The organism is Pseudomonas sp. ASL9 (genome assembly GCF_056680335.1).
This window is the reverse complement of sequence record NZ_CM155277.1, coordinates 4,297,607-4,318,420: the sequence shown is the minus strand read 5'-3', so window position 1 is coordinate 4,318,420 and position 20,814 is coordinate 4,297,607. Positions and strand designations below refer to the sequence as shown.

At 57.8% G+C, this 20,814-nt stretch carries 18 protein-coding genes; 10 read left to right on the top strand and 8 right to left on the bottom strand.

Annotation, left to right across the window (positions count from 1 at the left end):
- Positions 1 to 349: 349 nt before the first annotated feature.
- Complete coding sequence (gene hmpA / locus AC1ME2_RS19940; protein WP_480436180.1) at positions 350 to 1,531, bottom strand: NO-inducible flavohemoprotein; 1,182 nt, start codon at positions 1,529 to 1,531, stop codon at positions 350 to 352.
- 336 nt (positions 1,532 to 1,867) lie between these two features.
- Here hmpA and AC1ME2_RS19935 point away from each other — a divergent pair, with 336 nt between their 5' ends.
- From AC1ME2_RS19935 to AC1ME2_RS19920, 4 genes are all read left to right on the top strand, one after another.
- Positions 1,868 to 2,770 (top strand): chemotaxis protein, encoded by a 903-nt coding sequence (locus tag AC1ME2_RS19935; protein WP_480436178.1) that lies wholly within the window; start codon positions 1,868 to 1,870, stop codon positions 2,768 to 2,770.
- A gap of 44 nt (positions 2,771 to 2,814) precedes the next feature.
- Positions 2,815 to 3,270 carry a GNAT family N-acetyltransferase gene (locus tag AC1ME2_RS19930; RefSeq protein ID WP_480436176.1) on the top strand — a complete coding sequence of 152 codons (456 nt, stop codon included), beginning with the start codon at positions 2,815 to 2,817 and terminating at the stop codon, positions 3,268 to 3,270.
- A 303-nt stretch (positions 3,271 to 3,573) separates the two neighbouring features.
- A complete protein-coding gene (locus AC1ME2_RS19925) occupies positions 3,574 to 3,897 on the top strand; it encodes a hypothetical protein (RefSeq protein WP_480436175.1) in 324 nt (107 codons plus the stop codon).
- A gap of 103 nt (positions 3,898 to 4,000) precedes the next feature.
- Complete coding sequence (locus tag AC1ME2_RS19920) at positions 4,001 to 4,753, top strand: YkgJ family cysteine cluster protein (protein ID WP_480436173.1); 753 nt, start codon at positions 4,001 to 4,003, stop codon at positions 4,751 to 4,753.
- Positions 4,754 to 4,796: 43 nt separating this feature from the next.
- Here the strand turns inward: AC1ME2_RS19920 and AC1ME2_RS19915 are convergent, their stop codons facing one another.
- The 7 genes from AC1ME2_RS19915 to AC1ME2_RS19885 all read right to left on the bottom strand — a co-directional run bounded on the left by AC1ME2_RS19915 (position 4,797) and on the right by AC1ME2_RS19885 (position 11,742).
- Complete coding sequence (locus tag AC1ME2_RS19915) at positions 4,797 to 5,030, bottom strand: hypothetical protein (protein WP_480436170.1); 234 nt, start codon at positions 5,028 to 5,030, stop codon at positions 4,797 to 4,799.
- A gap of 118 nt (positions 5,031 to 5,148) precedes the next feature.
- On the bottom strand, positions 5,149 to 6,138 hold the full coding sequence (locus AC1ME2_RS19910; protein ID WP_480436169.1) for a fimbrial protein: 990 nt from the start codon (positions 6,136 to 6,138) through the stop codon (positions 5,149 to 5,151).
- On the bottom strand, positions 6,135 to 6,950 hold the full coding sequence (locus tag AC1ME2_RS19905) for a fimbrial biogenesis chaperone (protein ID WP_480436168.1): 816 nt from the start codon (positions 6,948 to 6,950) through the stop codon (positions 6,135 to 6,137). The genes AC1ME2_RS19910 and AC1ME2_RS19905 overlap by 4 nt, the downstream gene beginning before the upstream one ends.
- Positions 6,947 to 9,406: a fimbria/pilus outer membrane usher protein gene (locus tag AC1ME2_RS19900; RefSeq protein ID WP_480442236.1), complete on the bottom strand. Its 2,460-nt coding sequence runs from the start codon at positions 9,404 to 9,406 to the stop codon at positions 6,947 to 6,949. Before AC1ME2_RS19900 ends, AC1ME2_RS19905 begins: the two co-directional genes overlap by 4 nt.
- 268 nt (positions 9,407 to 9,674) lie before the next feature.
- A complete protein-coding gene (locus AC1ME2_RS19895) occupies positions 9,675 to 10,424 on the bottom strand; it encodes a fimbrial biogenesis chaperone (protein ID WP_480436166.1) in 750 nt (249 codons plus the stop codon).
- A 61-nt stretch (positions 10,425 to 10,485) separates the two neighbouring features.
- Positions 10,486 to 11,067, bottom strand: a complete 582-nt coding sequence (locus AC1ME2_RS19890; RefSeq protein ID WP_480436164.1) for a fimbrial protein — start codon at positions 11,065 to 11,067, stop codon at positions 10,486 to 10,488.
- A 333-nt stretch (positions 11,068 to 11,400) separates the two neighbouring features.
- On the bottom strand, positions 11,401 to 11,742 hold the full coding sequence (locus tag AC1ME2_RS19885) for a hypothetical protein (protein ID WP_480436162.1): 342 nt from the start codon (positions 11,740 to 11,742) through the stop codon (positions 11,401 to 11,403).
- A 385-nt stretch (positions 11,743 to 12,127) separates the two neighbouring features.
- On the opposite strand from AC1ME2_RS19885, the gene AC1ME2_RS19880 reads away from it, so the two are divergent.
- The 6 genes from AC1ME2_RS19880 to AC1ME2_RS19855 all read left to right on the top strand — a co-directional run bounded on the left by AC1ME2_RS19880 (position 12,128) and on the right by AC1ME2_RS19855 (position 20,814).
- Positions 12,128 to 13,285, top strand: coding sequence for an efflux RND transporter periplasmic adaptor subunit (locus AC1ME2_RS19880; RefSeq protein ID WP_480436159.1), 1,158 nt, complete (start codon positions 12,128 to 12,130; stop codon positions 13,283 to 13,285).
- A complete protein-coding gene (locus AC1ME2_RS19875; RefSeq protein WP_480436156.1) occupies positions 13,282 to 16,395 on the top strand; it encodes a multidrug efflux RND transporter permease subunit in 3,114 nt (1,037 codons plus the stop codon). Before AC1ME2_RS19880 ends, AC1ME2_RS19875 begins: the two co-directional genes overlap by 4 nt.
- A gap of 11 nt (positions 16,396 to 16,406) precedes the next feature.
- Positions 16,407 to 17,087: a heavy metal response regulator transcription factor gene (locus AC1ME2_RS19870; RefSeq protein ID WP_480436154.1), complete on the top strand. Its 681-nt coding sequence runs from the start codon at positions 16,407 to 16,409 to the stop codon at positions 17,085 to 17,087.
- Positions 17,077 to 18,441, top strand: coding sequence for a heavy metal sensor histidine kinase (locus AC1ME2_RS19865; RefSeq protein WP_480436152.1), 1,365 nt, complete (start codon positions 17,077 to 17,079; stop codon positions 18,439 to 18,441). Before AC1ME2_RS19870 ends, AC1ME2_RS19865 begins: the two co-directional genes overlap by 11 nt.
- A gap of 207 nt (positions 18,442 to 18,648) precedes the next feature.
- Complete coding sequence (locus tag AC1ME2_RS19860; protein WP_480436150.1) at positions 18,649 to 18,879, top strand: hypothetical protein; 231 nt, start codon at positions 18,649 to 18,651, stop codon at positions 18,877 to 18,879.
- A 402-nt stretch (positions 18,880 to 19,281) separates the two neighbouring features.
- A complete protein-coding gene (locus tag AC1ME2_RS19855; RefSeq protein ID WP_480436148.1) occupies positions 19,282 to 20,814 on the top strand; it encodes a sensor domain-containing diguanylate cyclase in 1,533 nt (510 codons plus the stop codon).

Here is a 20,814-nt window from a genome sequence, read left to right as displayed (position 1 = left end):
CTTCAGCAATCCAGAGTTTACGACTGCTACGGTCGGACGCGACCCCGGACCGATTCGCAGCCTTCGGCAGCTCCTACAGGGGGTCAGCGTTTTGCTGAAAATATAATGACATTTATACTTTATTTTTCAATTAGTTATAGGTTGTTTGATAGGAGCGAATTCATTCGCGAAGAGGCCTTCACACCCTACATCATCAGTGCCTGACCTAACGCATTCGCGAATGAACTCGCTCCCTCAGAAAATGTGCGATCCAGTGTGCCAGGCAGACCAAGTCAAACCGGCAAAGCGCGGACACAAAAATGCCGCCAGCCCCTGACAGAGGCTGGCGGCATCCTTTACTCAACCGCGTTTATTCGAGCGCAGAAGCCGGGCCGAAGAACTCGTAGCGACTTTGTTTATCGGGCACACCCGCTGCTTTCAACTGACGCTTAACCGCTGCCATGAACCCTTTCGGTCCCAGGAAGTAGGCATCCAGGTCCCGATCTTCGGGCAACCATTGCTCCAACTGCTGCTGATCAAGCAGGCCAACCGCATCGCCCGCAGGGCTCACGCCATCGTCTTCGGCGTAGCAATAGAAGTGCTTGAGTTGCGGGTGAATACTAGCAAGACCATCGACCCAATCGCGGAATGCATGCACCGCGCCATTTCGTGCGCAGTGAATGAAGTGCACAGGACGTGAGGTTTCCAGCGCCGTCTCAAGCATGGCCAATGTCGGCGTGATGCCGACACCGCCGCTGATCAACACCAAAGGTTTCTGGCTCTCGGCCAGGGTGAACTCGCCTGACGGCGTGAACAGTTGGATGCTGTCGCCAATCTGCAGTTGGTCGTGCAGGTAGTTGGACACCACACCGTTGGGTTCGCGCTTGACGCTGATGCGGTATTGGTTGCCACCGGCCACTGCTGACAGCGAATAGTTGCGGCGCATCTCTTCGCCACCGATGAACAGCTGTAAACCGATGTATTGACCTGCGGTGAAGCCGAGGATCGGCCCGTCATCCGCCGGTTGCAGATAGAAGGAAGTGATCTCGGCACTTTCCTCCACCCGCTTCGCCAATTTGAACTCACGCGCACCGCGCCAGCCGCCGATGGCTTGGGCTTTTTCGTCGTAAATCGCACCCTCGGCACCGATCAGAATATCCGCCAGTTGCTGATACGCATGGGTCCAGGCTTGCAGCACTTCGTCAGTGGCAATTTCGCGCCCCAGCACGTCGGCAATGGCGCGGATCAGGCAGGAGCCGACAATCGGGTAATGTTCCGGAAGGATCTGCAAGGCGACATGTTTATTGATGATGACCGCCACCAAATCACCCAATTGCTCGAGTTCATCGATGTGGCGTGCGTACATCAGCACACCATTGGCCAGCGCTCGAGGTTGATCGCCGCTGGCCTGATGCGCCGGATTGAAAAACGCGCGCACTTGCGGGTATTCCTCGAACATCATTTTATAAAAGTAAGTGGTCAGCGCTTCGCCGCCGCTCTCGAGCAGGGGCACGGTGGATTTAACAATGGCACGATCTTGAGCATTCAACATGGGGGAACTCCTGAGTCGCAAGGCTTATAGCGGGTTACCCTGTGTATTTCAGGATTCGTGCCAACTACTTTTACCTTTAAAATCAATAGCTTGAAAAAACAGCAGTCAAAATGACTTAACACAACGCGCGGTCAATAAGACCCGTTAGCGTCTTTATGACTACCGAAACAGAAGGCTCCTCCGGCCTGAATTTACGGGCACACGCATCAGCCTGCTTGACTGTTTGCTCTCCTCCAGCACAAATGCTCTAAAGCCAAACCATTGCAAGTCGATAACCCGGCATCGAACGCTGTTTGCCACTCTTGTAGCGACACCTTTAATTTCCAGAAGGTTGATATGTCCTCGAATAAAGCCCGCGCAGACTCCCTCTCGCTCCTGCTGTTTACCTTGCGCAGCGGCAAGCTGATGGCTATCAATTTGCTCAAAGTCAGCGAGATCATCCCCTGCCCTGCCCTGACCCGCTTGCCCGAATCCCACCCGCACGTCAAAGGCATCGCCATCCTGCGCGGCGCATCGCTGTCGGTGATCGACCTGAGTCGGGCCATTGGTGAACAGCCGCTCCTCGATCCCTCAGGCGGCTGCCTGATCGTCACCGACGTCAGCCGCTCCAAGCAGGGGTTGCATGTGCAGGCCGTGAGCAAGATCGTGCACTGCCTGACCACCGACATCCGCCCTCCGCCCTTCGCCACTGGCAACAGGTCGTTCATCACCGGCGTGACCCAGGTCGATGGGGTGCTGGTACAGGTACTGGATATCGAAAAAGTCATCCACGGCATCGCCCCGGCGAGGGTCATCGCCGAGGAGCCTGCGCACCTGAGCGAAGAAGATGCCCAGGTACTGGCCAAGGCCAAGATCCTTGTGGTCGACGACAGCCAAGTGGCCTTGCAGCAATCGCTGATCACCCTGCGCAGCCTTGGCGTTCATTACCACACCGCACGAAGCGCCAAAGAAGCCATCGACTGCCTGCTCGAACTGCAAGGCACGGACGAACAGATCAACGTGGTGGTGTCTGACATTGAAATGTCGGAAATGGACGGCTATGCCTTTACCCGCACCCTGCGCGAAACGCCTGATTTTCAGGATTTGTACGTGCTGTTGCACACGTCCCTGGACAGCAAGATGAACAGCGAAAAAGCCCAGGCGGCGGGCGCGAACGCCGTTCTGACCAAGTTTTCTTCACCCGAGTTGACCAAATGCTTGATTCACGCAGCCCGCACGGTCGAAGCCCAGGGCATCTGATACCGAGTCCTCTGCCGGAGGACTCGACTGCTGGGTGCTGGCTGATGCGCCGTGACCTGCGCCAGCCTCTTGCGCCCATAATCAACCCAGCCGCCATTCGTCTGCTCACGTTCAGCCCCGAACTCGCGCCACAGGTACACGCGCTATTGGTACTCGGTTACCAACAAGGCGGAGGCAGCGTTCCGGACTATGAACACTGGCACACAGCGTTTGCAACCGACCCTGAATTCGACCCGTCGCTGTGCTTTATCGCCGCTGACGAACGCGGCCTGGTCGGCGTCGCACAGTGCTGGACCAGCGCCTTCATCAAGGATCTGGTGATTGATCCACGCGCCCGACGCCAAGGCCTTGCACGCGCCCTGTTGAACCATGCCTTCGAGGCTTTTCGCGTGCGTGGCGAAGCCTGGGTCGACCTCAAGGTAATGGAAAACAACCACGACGCTCGGCGCCTGTATGAAACATCCGGTATGCGTTACGTCCAGCGCTATACCGTCGACTGAGACCATCTCCCGATATCGTCTGCCATAATCCGCCTTTCGGAAACAATGCTCGAAGGGAGGCCCGCGCTGTCGCGCAGCAAACGGGGTTCAGGTAGGAGCTGCCGAAGGCTGCGAAAGGCCGGGGTCGCGGGCAACCGGCACGACCTTCAGCAACCCAGAGTTTACGACTGCTACGGTCGGACGCGACCCCGGACCGATTCGCAGCCTTCGGCAGCTCCTACAGGGGGTCAGTGTTTGGCTGAAAAGTTTGTACAATTTATATTTTATTTTTCAATCACTTACAGGTTGTTTGAGGAGCCTGATATGAAAGCATCCACGGCGCTGTGCATTGCCCTTGCGGCCGTTGCGGCCCAAGCCAACGCCTCTAGCAGCCAAGCCTGGGGCGACCTGGACAAAGCCATCATCGCCAGTTGTGTGCAAGCCAGTCAGCTTAAAGATGTAAAACCGGCCGGCACCGCGGCGCTGTTTGATGACAGCATTGGTTACAGCGCACTCCTGCTCAAAGGCCGCTACCCGCAGGCGCACATGAAGAACAAAACCGGCACCGAGCTGTGCCTGTATCAACGTCAAACCCAAAAAGCCACGGTAACCGAGTGGGATGCGGTGAGCATTTTCCCGAAAAAATAAACACCTGCCAGTGGCGCACAACTTGCTTCGAAAGCTTCCCCGGCGGGGATCGCGCTTGTAAACCGTCACCGTCAACCCGCGTCTTTCCTGGTCTTGTACGTCAATGAACACACCGTTTTCATGCGTAGGTTGTGGCAAGTGTTGCACCGATCACCACGTTCCCCTGACGCTGTCCGAGGCGAGGCAGTGGGCGGCTGACGGCGGGGCCGTGATCATCCTGGCGGAGGGTTTTCTCGAAGACGGTTATGGCGTGCCAGCGCTGCAACGCACGCATGCACAGCGCCGTTCGTGTCAGGTGCCCAGCGGCACAGCACAGGTGTATGTCGCCATTACCTTCGCGGCGTATAACGTCGGACCTTGTCGGAATCTTGACGCAGAAAACCTGTGCCGCATCTATGAGCGACGCCCCTTGGTCTGTCGGATTTACCCGATGGAGATCAACCCGCACATCCCCTTGCGGCCTGAAGCCAAAGACTGTCCGCCGAACGCTTGGGAACAAGGGCCGGACTTGATCGTCGGTGGCAACCTGGTCGATACCCAACTGATGGCACTGATCGAACAATCGCGCCAGGCTGATCGCGATGAGGCTGCCGCCAAGGACGCTATCTGCAAGCTGCTGGGGATTCGCACCACCGCGCTCAAAGGCGACGGCTTTACCGCGTACCTGCCCGATATACAGGCCTTCGCGGCCGCCACGCAACAGATCGCCGACAGCGGCGCGTTACCTGCGCTGTCCGTCGAATCGGGTTGGGTTTTTCACGTATCGGGCCCGGAGATTGCCAATACGCTGCAACGGGCTGGCGTTCAGGTAGTGAACGCCGATCCGTTGGACTATGCCTTTATTTCTTTTGCATAGTTTCTTTTGCATAGTGCCTGGCGGGACTGGGCAGCCCTGAGAATCAGCGCTTGCCCATGGTCTTGCGTGTGCCGTGAGGCGCGACACCGGGGACTTTGTTATGGCTGGCTTTGCCCGACTTCTTGTAATACAGCGAGTCTTGAGTCTTGGCTTGCAACAACTCGCCCGGCTTGAATGGAAAGCTGAACGCAGGAATGGCCGCTTTTTTATCGGTGGTTTCTGCAACCTGCTCGGTGACGGCGGCTTCAGGAGCTGGCGTGTGTTCGGGGGTAGTCATGGAAGCTCCAAAAGTATCGAGTCAGTCGTCTGGCGAACATGGACAGTCGCCCAAGGTCGGGCAGCATACCTGAATCGCAGACGCCCTGCCGCCATCCCCTCTCACCTCCCATCGCCTGCTATTTATAAAACAGGTCAATGATGACTTCAGCTTCGAATGCGCCCGCTTTGGGTGTTTGGCTCTGCCAGACCAGTTCGGCCTCGAAATCGGCCTTCGCCGACTGACTCGTCCCGAGCAGATCCGCCAGATGGAAAGGCTGGTTGTAAGGCAGCGTCGCGCCGTTGCGCCCATTGATGATGCGGATACCGACGCCATCGTTGGCCGTAGGGATCAGAAAGTCGCCAGACAGCACACCTGACACCGGTTTGAATCGCGCATCGAGACTGAAGGGCGTGTCGCACGTGCGGCTGGTCACCAGCGAAAACGGACGTCGATCAATGACCCGACCCACCGCCACCCCCTGAATCCCTATCGAGCCAAACTCGACCGTCTCCGGGGTGACCTGCAACTCGGCATCGCACGCAATGAAACGCAGGCCGCTCAGGTTGTTGATGACGTAGCTCAGGTTGTAGCCGGGCAACGGGTTCAAGCCTGCTGCACTGTCGAGTTGGAACATCCGATAGTCCAGCAGGTGACTGGCCACCCCTGACGGCGGTGTCGGTCCGAACTTCTGAACGAACACCGAGAACGCCAGATTGAAGGTGATGCGCGGGCAAGCCGCGATATTCGCATCGTTTTCATAGCAGGCCGGCAGGCTCTGGCGTGTACTGATCCGGCCACTGTTTTGCAGGTAGTCGATGCCGTCGAGGGTCAAGCCGGTACGAATACCCTGGCCAATCGGCAGGTTGTCCGGGTTCAAATAGATGAATACTTCCTCCTGCTGCCCTTGCAGACCGTCCTTGAAACATTCGACCTGGACATTGAACCGGTCGGAGCGCCAGACGATTGCCCCCTCGGGGGAAGCGGCAGGAATGGCAACGGTGCTGCCCAGATCGCCATTGATCACCGCAGCGCCTGTACCCTGTTCCTTGCAGACCAAGGCAAAACACGTCGTTGGGCTCAACAGCAGCACCAGCAGTAGACGTCGAGTCCAGCAAATATCGATCATGGTTGTAAGCCTTTTAGGTGGGCAGTGTCTGGCAGCAGCCGAGCCTTGAACGGTAAACGCCCGTCAATCTCGGCGCGGTAATTGCGCTGGCCGCCATAATCAGTAAGGGCCTTGAAGGACAAATAGTGCCATTGGCTATCAGCGGAATCGGCGGCGCTGAAGGGTAAGGTCCGGGAGGTCCCCGGTGGCAGCAGCAGGTAATCGCTGACCTCATGCTTTCCAGCGAGCCCCTCGATTTGCAGGTTCTGGAGCGAGGCGTAGTAAGCAGACCGATTGCTGACCTGCAACGACATCCTGCCGTTCGCGTCGCGGGCCAACTGCCAGCGCAACCCCTGCGCGGTATCGGCCGGATCACCGGGCAAACCTGGCGGGCGATAAAACACGTTGATGCGCTGGCGAATGGCAATGCTCAGTGGGTTTTCGCCTTCAACTCGCCGAGGGATTTCCATCACATACAAGTGCAGCAGCGACTCCTGCCCCGGTGGCATGCCGACACCTTCATACAGGATGCGCAGCGCCTGTTTGCCGTTAGCGGGCAGTTGCGACAGGTGAGGTGTCAGGGCAAAGGGCAGATTGCCGGGCACACCGCCCTGCGCATCCTCCCCCTCCGCGGCGTCGCTCAGCCATGCCTGGAGCAAGACCTCGCGATGACTTCGATTGATCACCTCGATGCTGACTTCGCGAAAGGCCCCGTCGAAGATCAACCGCGTTCCGGCAAGGGAAACAGCCGCCTGCGCGCCTGTACTGGCTATCCCTATCAAGGCCAATGCAAGGCGGATGACCACCCGATTGAGTCGCTGCAACAGGCTCATTGGCAGGTGACCTTCAGCCGTTCGTAGGCGCGCAGTGGATCTTTGGGGGGCAGGCTAAACGGCACCAGGCAGCTTTGATCGGACCACTTCACCCTAAGTACGCCTTGCTCCTGGTCGGTCAACACCAATGCACGACTGGTGGGATCAACCACCGCCAGGGACTTGCCCTGCTCGTCCTCGACGCTGGCGCCCAGCGGCACCTTGCTGCCATCCGTGCGCACCAGCTCAAATTGCACGCGGCGACCCACCGACGCCGTAAAGTGCACCACACTCACGGCACCGCGACGCGGCACCACCTGGACGATGGCGTTATCCACATCGATGTCCGCACCTAACTGCCGGGTATCCAGGTTGACCCAGTTGGTTCGGTAAGGCTGGGCGTAAGGCAGCACTGCGTAACCATTGCCCGAGGTCTCGACGTTGCTGTAGTTGGTCAATTTCGCGCCGCTGATGTTGGGCACTTCCACCAGGGCGAAGGTTTCACCCAGGGGCTGGCCAAAGTTCACCCCGCCACTGTGAGCAACCAGCGAACCTGACGCGCCCAGGCTCAAGGCATCGTAATCGCGGCCCTGACTGTACCCGGCCTCAAAACGACCATAAGGCGTGGTGGTGTTGAGTTTGCCGGAGCCGAACGTGCCAGAGCTGCTGTCGCGCCCGGTCTGTAGCGAGTAGAACGCGTTTCGGTTGTCCAGCACCTGACCGTTGAGGCCAGCCTGGGTGTTGTAGTCACCACTGCCGTCGCGCACCAGATTGAACGATGCCCGAGACGAGCCGTGGCTTGAGCCCAGCGGCACTGTCAGGCTCAGGGAAAGGCGGTGATCGGTGTCGGCTTGCCCCTCACTGTCCAATTGTTCGTTACGCTCGATCGACAGGCTGTAACTGACGGTCTTCCATGCGCCGTTGTAGGACAGATACAGCTGACGGGTTTTACCCGGTAGATTCCAGTAACGCTGATCACTGGCCGTCAGGCTCAACGAGCCGGATTGCCCAGGCAGCGACTGCGTGACACTCAGCTCGACCCGATCCTTTGCCCGGCCAGTGACCGTTCGGACGATGCGAGCATCGAGTTCGTCGACGTGGTCCTCCAGCGTGCGGTATTGCTCGGTGGAATAGCGGTACCCCGCAACGGCAAAGGTGGTGCTCGTCACATCGAGGGTGTTGGCATAGCGCAGCCGCATGCTCTGCCCCTGATCGCTCGTGTGTGCACGCGCCTGGCTGATCGACTGCGTCAGGTCGGCCGAAAAGGCCCCCAGGCCGGTATTAACGCCCGCCCCGACATTGGCCGCCTGATAGCCCTCGGCCCATTGCAGCCCACCGAAGCCGGTCAATCGCTCGGAGAGGCCATAAATCAGGGTGCCACTGGTGAACGTCGGCGATGCCTGATGATCGGCGTTGCTGTCGTATCGACCGGCCGCGAGGCTATAACGCAACGCGCCTTGCGGCACCATGATCGGTAACGACGCAAACGCTTGAGTAAAGGTGCGCGTGCGCCCATCAGCCTCCAATACGGTAACCAACAGGTCACCATTGGAGCCGCTGGGGTAGATATCGGTAATCTCGAACGGGCCCGGAGACACGTTGCTGCTATACAGAAGAAAGCCATTCTGGCGAACTTCCACCGTGGCATTGGTCTCGGCGATACCACGAATCGTCGGGGCGTAGACGCGTTCGCTGTCAGGCAACATGGCGTCGTCGGAGGCTATTTCGGCGCCACTGAACCGCACACTGTCGAAGATCTGCGAGTCAGAGTAGATCTCACCCAGTGTCAGTTGCCCCTTGAGGCGCGTGAGGTCACGCTGGGCAAACGTACGGTTACTGCTCAAGCGATAAGGCTGATTGTCGCCGTAGGTCAGCGAAGATTCGTTGCGCAGGCGCCAGGCGCCCAGGTTCAGGCCATTTCGCAGCCCCAGGTAATACTGATCCGTGCTCTCTTGCTGATTGCGCCGACGAGCCCCGTTAAAGCTGTAATTGATGAACGCGGCGGTCTCGCCTTCATCCCAGAGCTCGGGTGAAACATAACCCCGGGCGCTCCGTGCCATGGCGGTCTGCGGCACACTGATATTCAGGAGCAAGCTATTGGGCTGGTAGTCGACGCGGGCAAACTCGACCTGAGCTGGCAAGTCAAAACACGCGGCCGGTGGCCGATCAACCGCGAGGCTTGGGTCTTTGTGCAAGCGCTCCATGTCCAGCCCAAATGCCTGGAGCATCTCCTCCGTCAGGCACGGCTCAATCAATCCTGAAGCCGGGTTTTGGGTGAATTTGACATCACTGCGCCCACTCAAGACCCGATTGACGTACACGTCCACCCGGTAGACACCGGGTAACACGCTGTTGCCGCGGAGAAACTCTTTGAGGTCGGCAGGTTCGTCGGTGCCCTGGATAAAGGCCGTATTGAATGCCACCGGGGAACCTTTTGCGGCGTCGCTGGATTGATCTGGTGCCGCCACGGCCTGCATCGACAACGCCATACCGACTCCCATAGCGAGCGTGCTGAGCCTGAACGATGCGCGCACATCAAACCTCGGGAGGCTTTTATTGACGCGCAGGAGATCACCTGAGAGAAATCCCTGGGTACTTCGGTTGAGCCGTTCCATTTGCTGTTATCACTCAATCCTTGGAGTTCTGTCGCACCGAAGAATCCTTTCGCGCAGGCGCAAAATTGCCGAGTCCGCGCAGATGCCGTTACTCGGGTTGCTCGATGAATAAAAAATTCTGGAGAAGTCGTTACCTGACGCCGGCATCGGTCTTGGCGACTTTGATCGCATTGATCGACTCGCGCGCGGTCAGCATGGCCTCATAGGGCACCTGCCCACCAAAGTCATTGATGCTGACGAAGCTCAGCTTCAAGGGACGACCGCCTGCTGGCCTGACAAGCGGCAAGCTCAAGGATTGATTCGGCGCCAGCATCTGGCTGTCCTTTTTCATCACGTGGGTCGTACCGTCCCGAACCTCAATCCTGACCATGGACACGTAATAGGGTCCAGGATTGCTCACCTGTAACACGTCGCCCTCCAGCAGACGCCATTGAAGTTTTTCCGGCGCCTGGGCGGGCTCGGCCTTCAATCCCTGGGGCCGAAAAAACACCTTGATGCGCTGACGGATAGCGATCTGCAATGCGTTCGCTGCGGCGGCCTGAGGAATTTCCTGCACGTTGAGCCAAAACACCGACTCGCGGTCCATCGGCATGTCCACGCCGGCATACATGATGCGTAGCAGTTGCTTGCCGTCACCTGGCATGCGGGCCAACGCCGGGATAATCACAAACGGCAAATCGACAGTGCCCTTGGCGTCAGACTCAAGCCAGGACTGCAGGAGAATTTCTCCGCCGCCGCGGTTGTGTACGCCGAAACTGACTTCCTTGTCTTTTGCCGGATAAATAATGCGCGTGGTATTGAGCACGATGCCTGCCTGGGCACCGGCGGTCAGGATCATTGCCAGCGAAAAGCAGGCATAACGAATGGCGGGATAAAACATGATGGCGTTCACCTTGAGCCGAGGTGCGACGGGGTGATTGCAGCTCACCCCGTCATTGGTTTTACTCGTAGTCCAGCACGAAAGGCATGAATCCATCGGCGTTGCCCGGGTTGGTCGGGGTGCCGTTAAGCACGTAGACCGCGCCAAAATTCAACTCAGCTGTCGCGCCACCCGCGCCATCCTTGATCAGCGGCTTGTCGATCGTCTCGGTACCACTCAAGTCCATGATCTGCGATTGAGCGTTGAGCAGGCCAATACCCACACCGTCTGCGGCACCCGTGGTACGCAACAGCTTGGAGTCGTTGTTATCCAGACCGCTGCCGGAGCGTGCAACGAAGCGCATTTTCACGGTGTCGTATTGATCGACGCCGGCGCTGCAATTGACCAGCAACTGGACAGGCGTAGCGGTTTCCAGCTTGCTTGCGCTCGATGCGCCGATATCAGAGAACGAAACGTTGCCCAGATCGACGTTGATATCGCCATTAGGACCGGCACCGACCCCAGCGCCCGGCCCGACGTTACAAGAGATGTTGGTCAGCGTGCCGTTGAACACCAGCTTCCCGTTATTTGCAGCATTGGCGGTACCGGCCGCACCTAAACCCATTGCACCCAGTACAGCCAATGTGAGAGAGATTTTTTTCATGCTAACGACATTCCTTGCGTTCGTTCGTATATGCCCATCATTGGACGAACAGAACTATAACGATATAAAGCATGACTGAATGTCAGGATAACCATATTACCGATATGGATTTGGCAACAGGAAAAGCAGGCGCTTTCTGTGGGAATATTCCTTATTATTGATAGGCGCCCGGAAACAGGGGCTTTTAGCGGGCACATCAATAAAAAAGTATGGGCAAAGTCAGGATTAACTATTTTTCGACTTATTATTCTTAGTGACCTGAAACTGTCTTTTTTACGTCGATCTAAAAACAAATAAACGTGTTTCGCAGGGCTTCCAATTAGCGTCTAGCCGCTACTGGTAGGTCAGTGTGACTACCCCGGATGTTGAGGTTCTGTCTGCGGAGAACCCTGCACTGCCCTCCACCTCCGAGGGGTTAAGTGCCTTGAATACGGGGTTGAACGGAATGGTGCCCCCACTGCAGGCATTACGGTGGGTGTCCACGACGAGGGTGATTTTCGATGAAATCCGCACCTCTCGCATCGCTTCAAAAGGCTGATGGTCAGACAGTGGCTGGACGGCACACCCTGTATTAACCACTTGACCGCTGAAGTTGATGACACCACCGTTGGCGGATGCCACAGAGGTGAAAAGAACGACCAAAAACAACATACAACCGGCCCTATCGCCTTTCATCGCAGTACTCCGCGCGGCCCTACACATCAATAAGTAAGCCGGTGAAAAAAATTGTTCACCCGAAAACCAAAAGTCCCATGTAAGAAGTTTCCTTTGTTTTCTTTCGTGAACCTTTCAACCGACGATATAAAAAGTGCATCTGACACCTTTTCTATATCGTCAGAAACTGTCTTTTCTTTAACGAAACGTGCACGTTTTACCCACAGAACAGACATGCCGGAAGCTCCCACCCGGCGCTAGCTGTCAATCCTGTCAGTTAGCAGTCATTTTGCTGACCGGGTTGGCAGGCTATAAGGAAGAAGCTGACACTCACGATGAGGAAGGCCCTCTATTGACGCCTTCTCTAATCCCTGCCCTTTTTTGACTTGTCCGGCGCCTTCCCCGCATGCGTACACAGACCAGAACCGTCATTGCCACCAGCGTCATCGTCGCGCTCATTGCGCTCACCAGTTGGAGCCTGCGACCTGTCACGACCAAAGTGCCCACGCCGCCGACCATTCCGGTCCACGTGATCAGCGTGGTCAAGGAGGATGTGCCGCGCTATGTCACTGGTATCGGTTCCGTGCTCTCGCTGCACAGCGTCATTGTCCGACCTCAAGTCGATGGCATTCTGACCAAGCTGCTGGTCAAGGAGGGTCAGCTCGTCAAAGCCGGCGATCTGTTGGCGACCATTGATGACCGTTCGATTCGTGCGACGCTGGAACAGGCTCAGGCTCAGCTGGGACAAAGCCAGGCGCAGCTGGACGTCGCGCAAATAGACCTGAAACGTTATCGCCTGCTGACCACGGACAACGGCATTTCCAAGCAGACCTTCGACCAGCAACAAGCGTTGGTCCATCAGCTTCAGGCCACGTCACTGGGCAATCAGGCCTCGATCAATGCCGCTCAGGTGCAGCTGTCCTACACACAAATCCACTCACCGGTGAGCGGCCGCGTCGGTATCCGCAACGTCGATGAAGGCAACTTCCTGCGCGTCAGCGATGCCGACGGTCTATTTTCCGTTACCCAGATCGACCCTATTTCCGTCGAGTTTTCCCTGCCCCAACAAATGCTGCCGACCTTGCAGACCCTGGTCCATGCCAGTAAGCCTGCGGTCGTCAAAGCCTACATTGGCGAGAGCGAAAACGGCACCTTGCTGGGCGAGGGGAAATTGACCCTGATCGACAATCAGGTAACCGCCACCACCGGCACCATTCGCGCCAAAGCTGAATTCAGCAACGCGACGGAAAAGCTTTGGCCCGGCCAACTGGTGACCATCAAAATCCAGACCGCCATCGACCGCGATGCCTTGAAAGTACCGCCGCAAGTGATCCAGCGCGGTATGGATCAACACTTCGCCTACAGGGTCAACGGCGATACGGTCGAGGTGGTGCCCGTGGAAGTGCTGTATCAGGACAGCAAGCTGACCCTGATCAAAGGCCCCAACGCGGGTGATGTGCTGGTCAGCGACGGTCAGTCCCGCCTCAAGCCCGGCTCACGTATCAACGTGATCACCACGCCGGCAACCGTCGGGCAGGACAACGCGCTGGAGACCGAACGATGAAAGGCCGGGGGTCCATATCGGCGTGGTGCATCGATCATCCGGTCGCCACCTTGCTGCTGACGTTTGCGGCGGTGTTGCTGGGCCTGATCGCCTTCCCTCGCCTGCCAGTAGCGCCTTTGCCAGAGGCTGAATTCCCGACGATCCAGGTCACCGCCTCCCTGCCCGGCGCCAGCCCGCAAACCATGGCATCCTCGATCGCGACCCCGCTGGAGGTGCAATTCAGCGCGGTCCCCGGCATGACTCAAATGACCTCCAGCAGCGCATTGGGTTCGACCATCCTGACGCTGCAATTCACCCTCAACAAAAGCATCGACACCGCCGCCCAGGAAGTCCAGGCGGCCATCAACACCGCTGCGGGCACGCTACCGGCTGACATGCCAAGCCTGCCCACCTGGCGCAAGGTCAACCCGGCTGACAGCCCGGTGCTGATTCTTACCGTCAGCTCGAACATGATGCCCGGCACCGAGCTCAGTGACCTCACCGAATCCCTGCTGGCTCGTCAACTCAGCCAGGTTGAAGGTGTCGGCCTGGTCAACATCACCGGCCAGCAACGCCCGGCGATTCGGGTTCAGGCCGCGCCGGAGAAACTCGCGGCCCTGGGCCTGACCCTGGCTGACGTTCGCGTGGCGCTGCAACAAACCAGCTTGAACCTGGCCAAAGGCGCGCTCTATGGCAAAAACAGCGTATCGACCCTGTCCGCCAACGATCAGCTGTTTGAAGCCAAGGATTACGACCAACTGATCGTCTCGTATAAAAACGGAGCACCGGTACACCTCAAAGACATCGCGCGGGTAATCGACGGCTCAGAGAACGCTTACGTCAGGGCCTGGTCCGGCGATCAACAAGGCGTCAACCTGGTGGTGTACCGCCAGCCAGGGGCAAACATCGTCGACACGGTCGATCGCATCCAGCGCGAGTTACCACGCCTGCAGGAGATGCTGCCAGCGTCGGTGGAGGTGTCGGTACTTATCGACCGCACCAAAACCATTCGCGCGTCGTTGCATGAGGTCGAAATTACCCTGTTGATCGCGGTGCTGTTGGTGATCGCGGTGATGGCATTGTTCCTGCGCCAGCTGTCCGCAACCCTGATCGTCAGCAGCGTGCTAGGCGTGTCGTTGGTGGCCAGTTTCGCGATGATGTACGTGTTCGGCTTCAGCCTGAACAACCTGACACTGGTGGCGATTGTCGTGGCGGTGGGGTTTGTGGTCGACGATGCGATTGTGGTGGTGGAAAACATCCACCGTCACCTCGAAGCGGGCGATGGGATGCGCGAAGCGGCGATCAAGGGCGCCGGAGAAATCGGCTTCACCGTGGTGTCAATCAGCTTCTCGCTGGTTGCAGCGTTTATCCCTCTGCTGTTCATGGGTGGCGTGGTCGGGCGGCTGTTCAAGGAGTTTGCCCTCACCGCCACCGCGACCATTCTGATTTCGGTGGTGGTTTCACTGACGCTGGCGCCCACCCTCGCGGCAATGTTCATGCGTGCCCCCAAGCATGACCCCAATGCCAAGCCGGGCTTCGGCGAGCGCCTGTTGGCGCTGTATGAACGCGGTCTGCGCAAGGCGCTGGCTCACCAGCGCGTGATGCTGGGGATTTTCGCCATGACGGTGGCGCTGGCCGTCGCGGGTTACATCTTCATCCCCAAAGGTTTTTTCCCGGTGCAGGACACCGCCTTTGTGCTGGGAACCAGTGAGGCCGCTGCCGATATTTCTTACCCTGACATGGTCGAAAAACACTTGGCGCTGGCCAAAATCATCGGCGATGATCCGGCGGTCCAGAATTATTCCCACTCGGTGGGTGTGACTGGCAGTAACCAGACCATCGCCAACGGACGCTTTTGGATTGCCCTCAAAGACCGCGGCGACCGCGATGTATCGGTCAGCGAATTCATCGACCGCATGCGACCGAAACTGGCGAAAGTGCCAGGCATCGTGCTGTACCTGCGCGCAGGGCAGGACATCAACCTCAGCTCCGGCCCGAGTCGCGCCCAGTACCAGTACGTGCTCAAGAGCAATGACGGTCAACTGCTCAACACCTGGACCCAACGCCTGACCGAGAAGCTACGGGAAAACCCGGCCTTCCGCGACTTGTCCAACGATTTGCAACTGGGTGGTAGCATCACCCACATCAGCATTGATCGCAGCGCGGCGGCCCGCTTTGGCCTGACCACCAGTGACGTCGACCAGGCGCTGTACGACGCCTTTGGCCAACGGCAGATCAACGAGTACCAGACCGACATCAACCAATACAAAGTCATCCTCGAACTCGATGCAGAGCAACGCGGCAAGGCCGAAAGCCTGAACTTTTTCTATCTGCGCTCACCGCTCAGTGGCAAGATGGTGCCGCTGTCGGCCTTGGCTAAAGTCGATCCTCCGACTGAAGGGCCGCTGTCCATCAGCCATGACGGCATGTTCCCGGCCGCCAACATGTCCTTCAACCTCGCGCCAGGCGTGGCGTTGGGCGATGCCGTGTTGATGCTCGACAAGGCCAAGAGCGACATCGCCATGCCGCCGGCGATCATTGGCTCATTCCAGGGGGCGGCGCAGGCATTCCAGAGTTCATTGGCCAACCAGCCGTGGCTGGTGCTGGCGGCACTGGTGGCGGTGTACATCATCCTTGGCGTGCTTTATGAAAGCTTCGTCCATCCACTGACCATCATCTCGACCCTGCCATCGGCGGGAATCGGCGCGCTGTTGCTGCTCTGGATGCTGGGTCAGGACTTCTCGATCATGGCCCTGATCGGCATCGTGCTACTGATCGGCATCGTCAAGAAAAACGGTATCCTGTTGGTCGATTTCGCCCTGGATGCTCAACGCAATCGAGGACTCAGCCCACAAGACGCCATTTATGAAGCGTGCCTGACGCGTTTCCGACCGATTATCATGACCACGATCGCAGCCCTGCTGGGCGCGTTGCCGCTGATGCTCGGTTATGGGGTCGGCGCAGAATTGCGCCAACCGTTGGGGATTGCCGTGGTCGGAGGGTTGCTCGTCAGCCAGGCGTTGACCCTGTTCACCACGCCGGTGATCTACCTCCAGCTGGAGCGGCAGTTCCATCGGCGCCATCCACAACCTGTGGCTGACCCAGCGCCGACTCTGGCCATAGACAAGTGAGTGTCGCCCCCATGCGTGTGCTAATTATCGAAGATGAAGAAAAAACCGCCGACTACCTGCACCGTGGTTTGACCGAACAGGGCTATACCGTGGATCTGGCCCGCGACGGCATCGAGGGCCTGCACCTGGGGCTGGAAAGTGACTATGAGGTGATTATCCTCGACGTCATGCTGCCTGGCCTGGACGGCTATGGGGTTTTGCGTGCCCTGCGGGCCAGAAAACAGACGCCGGTGATCATGCTCACCGCCCGCGAAAACGTCGACGACCGCATCCGCGGCTTGCGCGAAGGCGCGGACGATTACCTGGGCAAGCCCTTCTCGTTCCTCGAACTGGTCGCACGCCTGCAGGCGTTGACCCGACGCAGTGGTGGCGGCCATGAGCCGGTGCAGATCAGCATCGCCGACCTCTGGGTCGATCTGATCAGCCGCAAGGCCACCCGAGCCGGGATGCGCCTGGACCTGACCGCCAAGGAGTTTTCCCTGCTCAGCGTACTGGCCCGCCGCCAAGGCCAAATCCTCTCCAAAACCTCGATTGCCGAGATGGTCTGGGACGTCAATTTCGACAGCGATGCAAACGTCGTAGAAGTCGCGATCAAGCGCCTGCGCGCCAAGCTGGATGGGCCGTTCGAGCAGAAACTGCTGCACACCATTCGCGGCATGGGCTATGTGCTGGAGAGCCGCAGTGCCGACTAATTCCATCGCCCTGCGCCTGAGCAGCATGTTTGCGCTGGTCGCAATGCTCGTGTTTATGCTGATCGGCTGGGCCCTCTACCTGCAAGTCGAAAAAGGCCTGGGCCAGTTGCCGACCGCCGAAGCGGGCGCCCGCTATAGCGTGCTCGAATCCACCATCACCCGATTTGGCACACCCGAGCATTGGGCGAAGATCAGCGCCAAACTCAAACTGCTCAGCGAAGAAGACAAACGCATTCGATTCTGGGTGGTCAGCGGCGACCCGACCTATGAGTTCGGAAGCCCGGATGCAGCGATTCGCCAGCTCGCCATGGGGCCGACGGGGATGCACGACATAACGCTGGCAGGCCATAAGTTCCCGTTCAAAGTACTGATCAGCCAATTCCCAGCACAGGACCAACGTCCGCCGCTACGGTTTTTGATCGCAGTCGACACCGAAACCTTCTGGCAAACCCAGCACTCGCTGCTGGTCGCCGTGATCAGCCTGGCAGCCATCGGCATTGTGCTCGCCTCAGTGCTGGGTTACTGGGTTGCGCGCATTGGCTTGAAACCCTTGGTCAGCCTATCTCTGGAAGCCCGAAAACTGGCCCCGCCGCACTTGTCCGGCCGCCTGCAACTGTCGTCGCTGCCCCCTGAGCTCGACCAGTTCGTTAGCTCATTCAACTCCACCCTGGAACGCGTCGAGCAGGCCTACTCAAGGCTCGAATCCTTCAACGCCGATGTCGCCCATGAGCTGCGCTCGCCGCTGACCAACCTGATCGGCCAGACTCAGGTGGCGCTGACCAGGGGCCGCTCGGCCGAGCATTACCTGGAAGTGCTGCAATCCAACCTGGAAGAGCTTGAGCGATTGAGGTCGATCATCAACGACATGCTATTTTTGGCCAGTGCCGACCAAGGCAGCAAGGCCACCGAACTGACGTCCACCTCACTGGCTAAAGAAGTCGCCACGACCCTGGATTACCTGGATTTCATCCTCGAAGACGCACACGTCCGGGTCGAAGTCCAGGGCGACGCCAACGTGCGTATCGAAAAAGCCCACCTGCGACGGGCGCTGATCAACCTGCTGCACAACGCCGTGCAACACACCGAGCCAGGGCAAATGATCCGGGTCGACATTCAAACCGAGGACGACCACGTCAGCATCGGCGTGGCCAACCCCGGCGCCGAAATTGCCAGCGAACACCTGCCCATGCTGTTTGAACGTTTCTATCGCGTCGACGCCTCACGCAGCAACAGCGGCGCCAACCACGGGCTGGGCCTGGCAATCGTCAAAGCCATCGCCCTGATGCACGGCGGTACTGTATTCGTGCGCAGCCAGCACGGCATCAATACCTTCGGCATCAACCTGCCGTTCTGACGAGCCCTCCGTCACCGGCGAGCCTGCCCCACCGATTCGATAGCTACGTTTTCACACAGCCTGCACCGCTGCGGATTTCAAACCCGTGCCAGGCTTTGTTACCAGAATGACAAAAGTCCTTTGAGCACATCCCTCTTTTTCAAACCCCTCTCGACCTATATTTTCGTCGCACTCATTTAGCACTTGCCTAGCAAGAAGGTCTTCAAAATGTCCACCAGTATGGGTATTGCCAGCGTTTTCGTGTTGTCTTCATTCCTGTTAGCCGGTCAGGTTTGCGCCGAAGAATCGCAGTCGTTTGTTTCGCAGAAGGCCGCACGTCAGGCGTCTATCGAACAAGCCCAAAGCCGAGCAGAAATGACCGCCAAGACACCGAATAACGAGCAATCTCTGCAAAAATCAGTAGATCGCGGTACTTCCGAAAACGCTCAAAAGAGCTGATCGTTTGTAAAAAACGTTTCCCTCGACAGTTGATCAGGTGCTCTACCTGATCGACCGTTCTTTAAAAGCCACTGCTTTCAGTGGCTTTTTTTTTGCGTGCGATTCTGCCAAATGGGCTGTGCGCCATCGGGTCCGTCGAATGCCTTGACCCCTCTACCCCCCTGAACCTCACCCCCGCTTCACACGCGATGTGCGTTCGGTTTGAAGACTGACCCCATGCACTATCAAGACACGTCCGACTTGCAATAATTATCAAAAAGAACTTTGATCACCTCTCATCAAATACGAGGTGTTAAATAATCTCTATTTCATGGATCGAAAGAACTCTTTTTAACTAAATATTTAATTTAAAATCAAAGAGTTAAGTTATTTTTCGCATTTTATCTCAATAGAACGCTCGTCATGACCCCAACCTTTACATTGCACGCACCGCCAGGAAAATGGTCCAGACCCGAAATTATCTTGATTTTAGGTAGCACCTTGGCGGTGATTACAATTCTTGCGATCGTCACGTCCCTGCTGTTTCGCGAACGCAAGAGCGCGACGGAATTTGCCGCCCGCGCGGCGTCCAATATCGTGCAGTTGATTGATGCCGATGTGCTGCGCAATGCCGATCTGTATGACACCTCACTTCAGGGCATGATTACCGCGTGGCAGCTTCCGGGGATCATGGCCATCCCACCACAGATGCGTCATCTGGTGCTGTTCGACCGCTCCACTGCCGCGCCCTACAAAGGTGATTTACTGCTATTGAACAAGGACGGCGACATACTCGCCGACTCGACCTCGCTCATACCCAGAACCGGCAACTATGCTGACCGCGCTCATTTCCGGGCACACCGGGACAACCCATCGCTGGGCCTGCTGATCAGCGATCCGTTCAAGACGCGCACGGGGGACTACCGCGATTGGTGCATCAGCTTCAGTCGCCGCATGTCCTCGCCTGACGGAAAATTTCTCGGCATAGCCTCGGGAGCGATGCGGCTGGTGTATTTCAATGAGTTGTTCAAGAGCCTGGATATCGGCAAGGACAGCAACGTGAGCCTGCTCAATACCCACGGTATTATTCTGGCGCGGCAACCGGTGCAGGATGGCAAGGACATGACCGGGGAGGATTTCAGTCAGAAAGCTAACTTCAGGCATTTTATCAAAGAAGGCAGTGGCCACTTCACCAGTGTGTCCTCGCTGGACAATAAAGAGCGCTTGTACACCTTTTCGCGGGTAGGCGACTTGCCGTTGATCGTGGTCGTTGGTCAATCCGTGGAGGTGGTGTATGCCGTCTGGAAGCGCAATACCCTGTTGGTGGGCAGCGCTACTTGCGTCTTGTGTTTCGGCATTTTGTGGCTGACGTATCTACTGTGCCGTGAACTGCGTTTACGCCAGCGAGCCGAACATGAGCTGGCCCAATTGGCCGCTACCGACGGTTTGACCGGCCTGGCCAATCGTCGCAGACTCGATCAGGCACTGAAAACCGAATGGGCGCGGGGCTTGCGCTCAGGACTGCCGCTGTCGCTGCTGATGATCGACGTCGACCATTTCAAAGCATTCAACGACCGTCATGGTCATCACGGTGGCGACGAGGCTCTGCGCCTGGTCGCAGCGACTATCGAGGACAGCGTTCGTCGCCCTGCAGACCTTACGGCGCGTTACGGTGGCGAAGAGTTTTCAGTGGTGCTGGCCGAAACGCCTCTTGAGGGCGCGCAGGTCATTGCCGAAACCATCAGGGCTGCCATTGAGGCCCTGCCGTCTTTTGCCAATGACGAACACCCCATCACGGTCAGCATCGGCATCGCTTCTCATATGATACGTCCCGGCGATAGCCTGACAACCTTGACCCGTATTGCCGATCAGGCGCTGTATCAAGCCAAACGCAAAGGTCGCAATCGTGTGGAGTTTGGATCATGGACATCCTACCGCGACCCTCTTATTACTTGA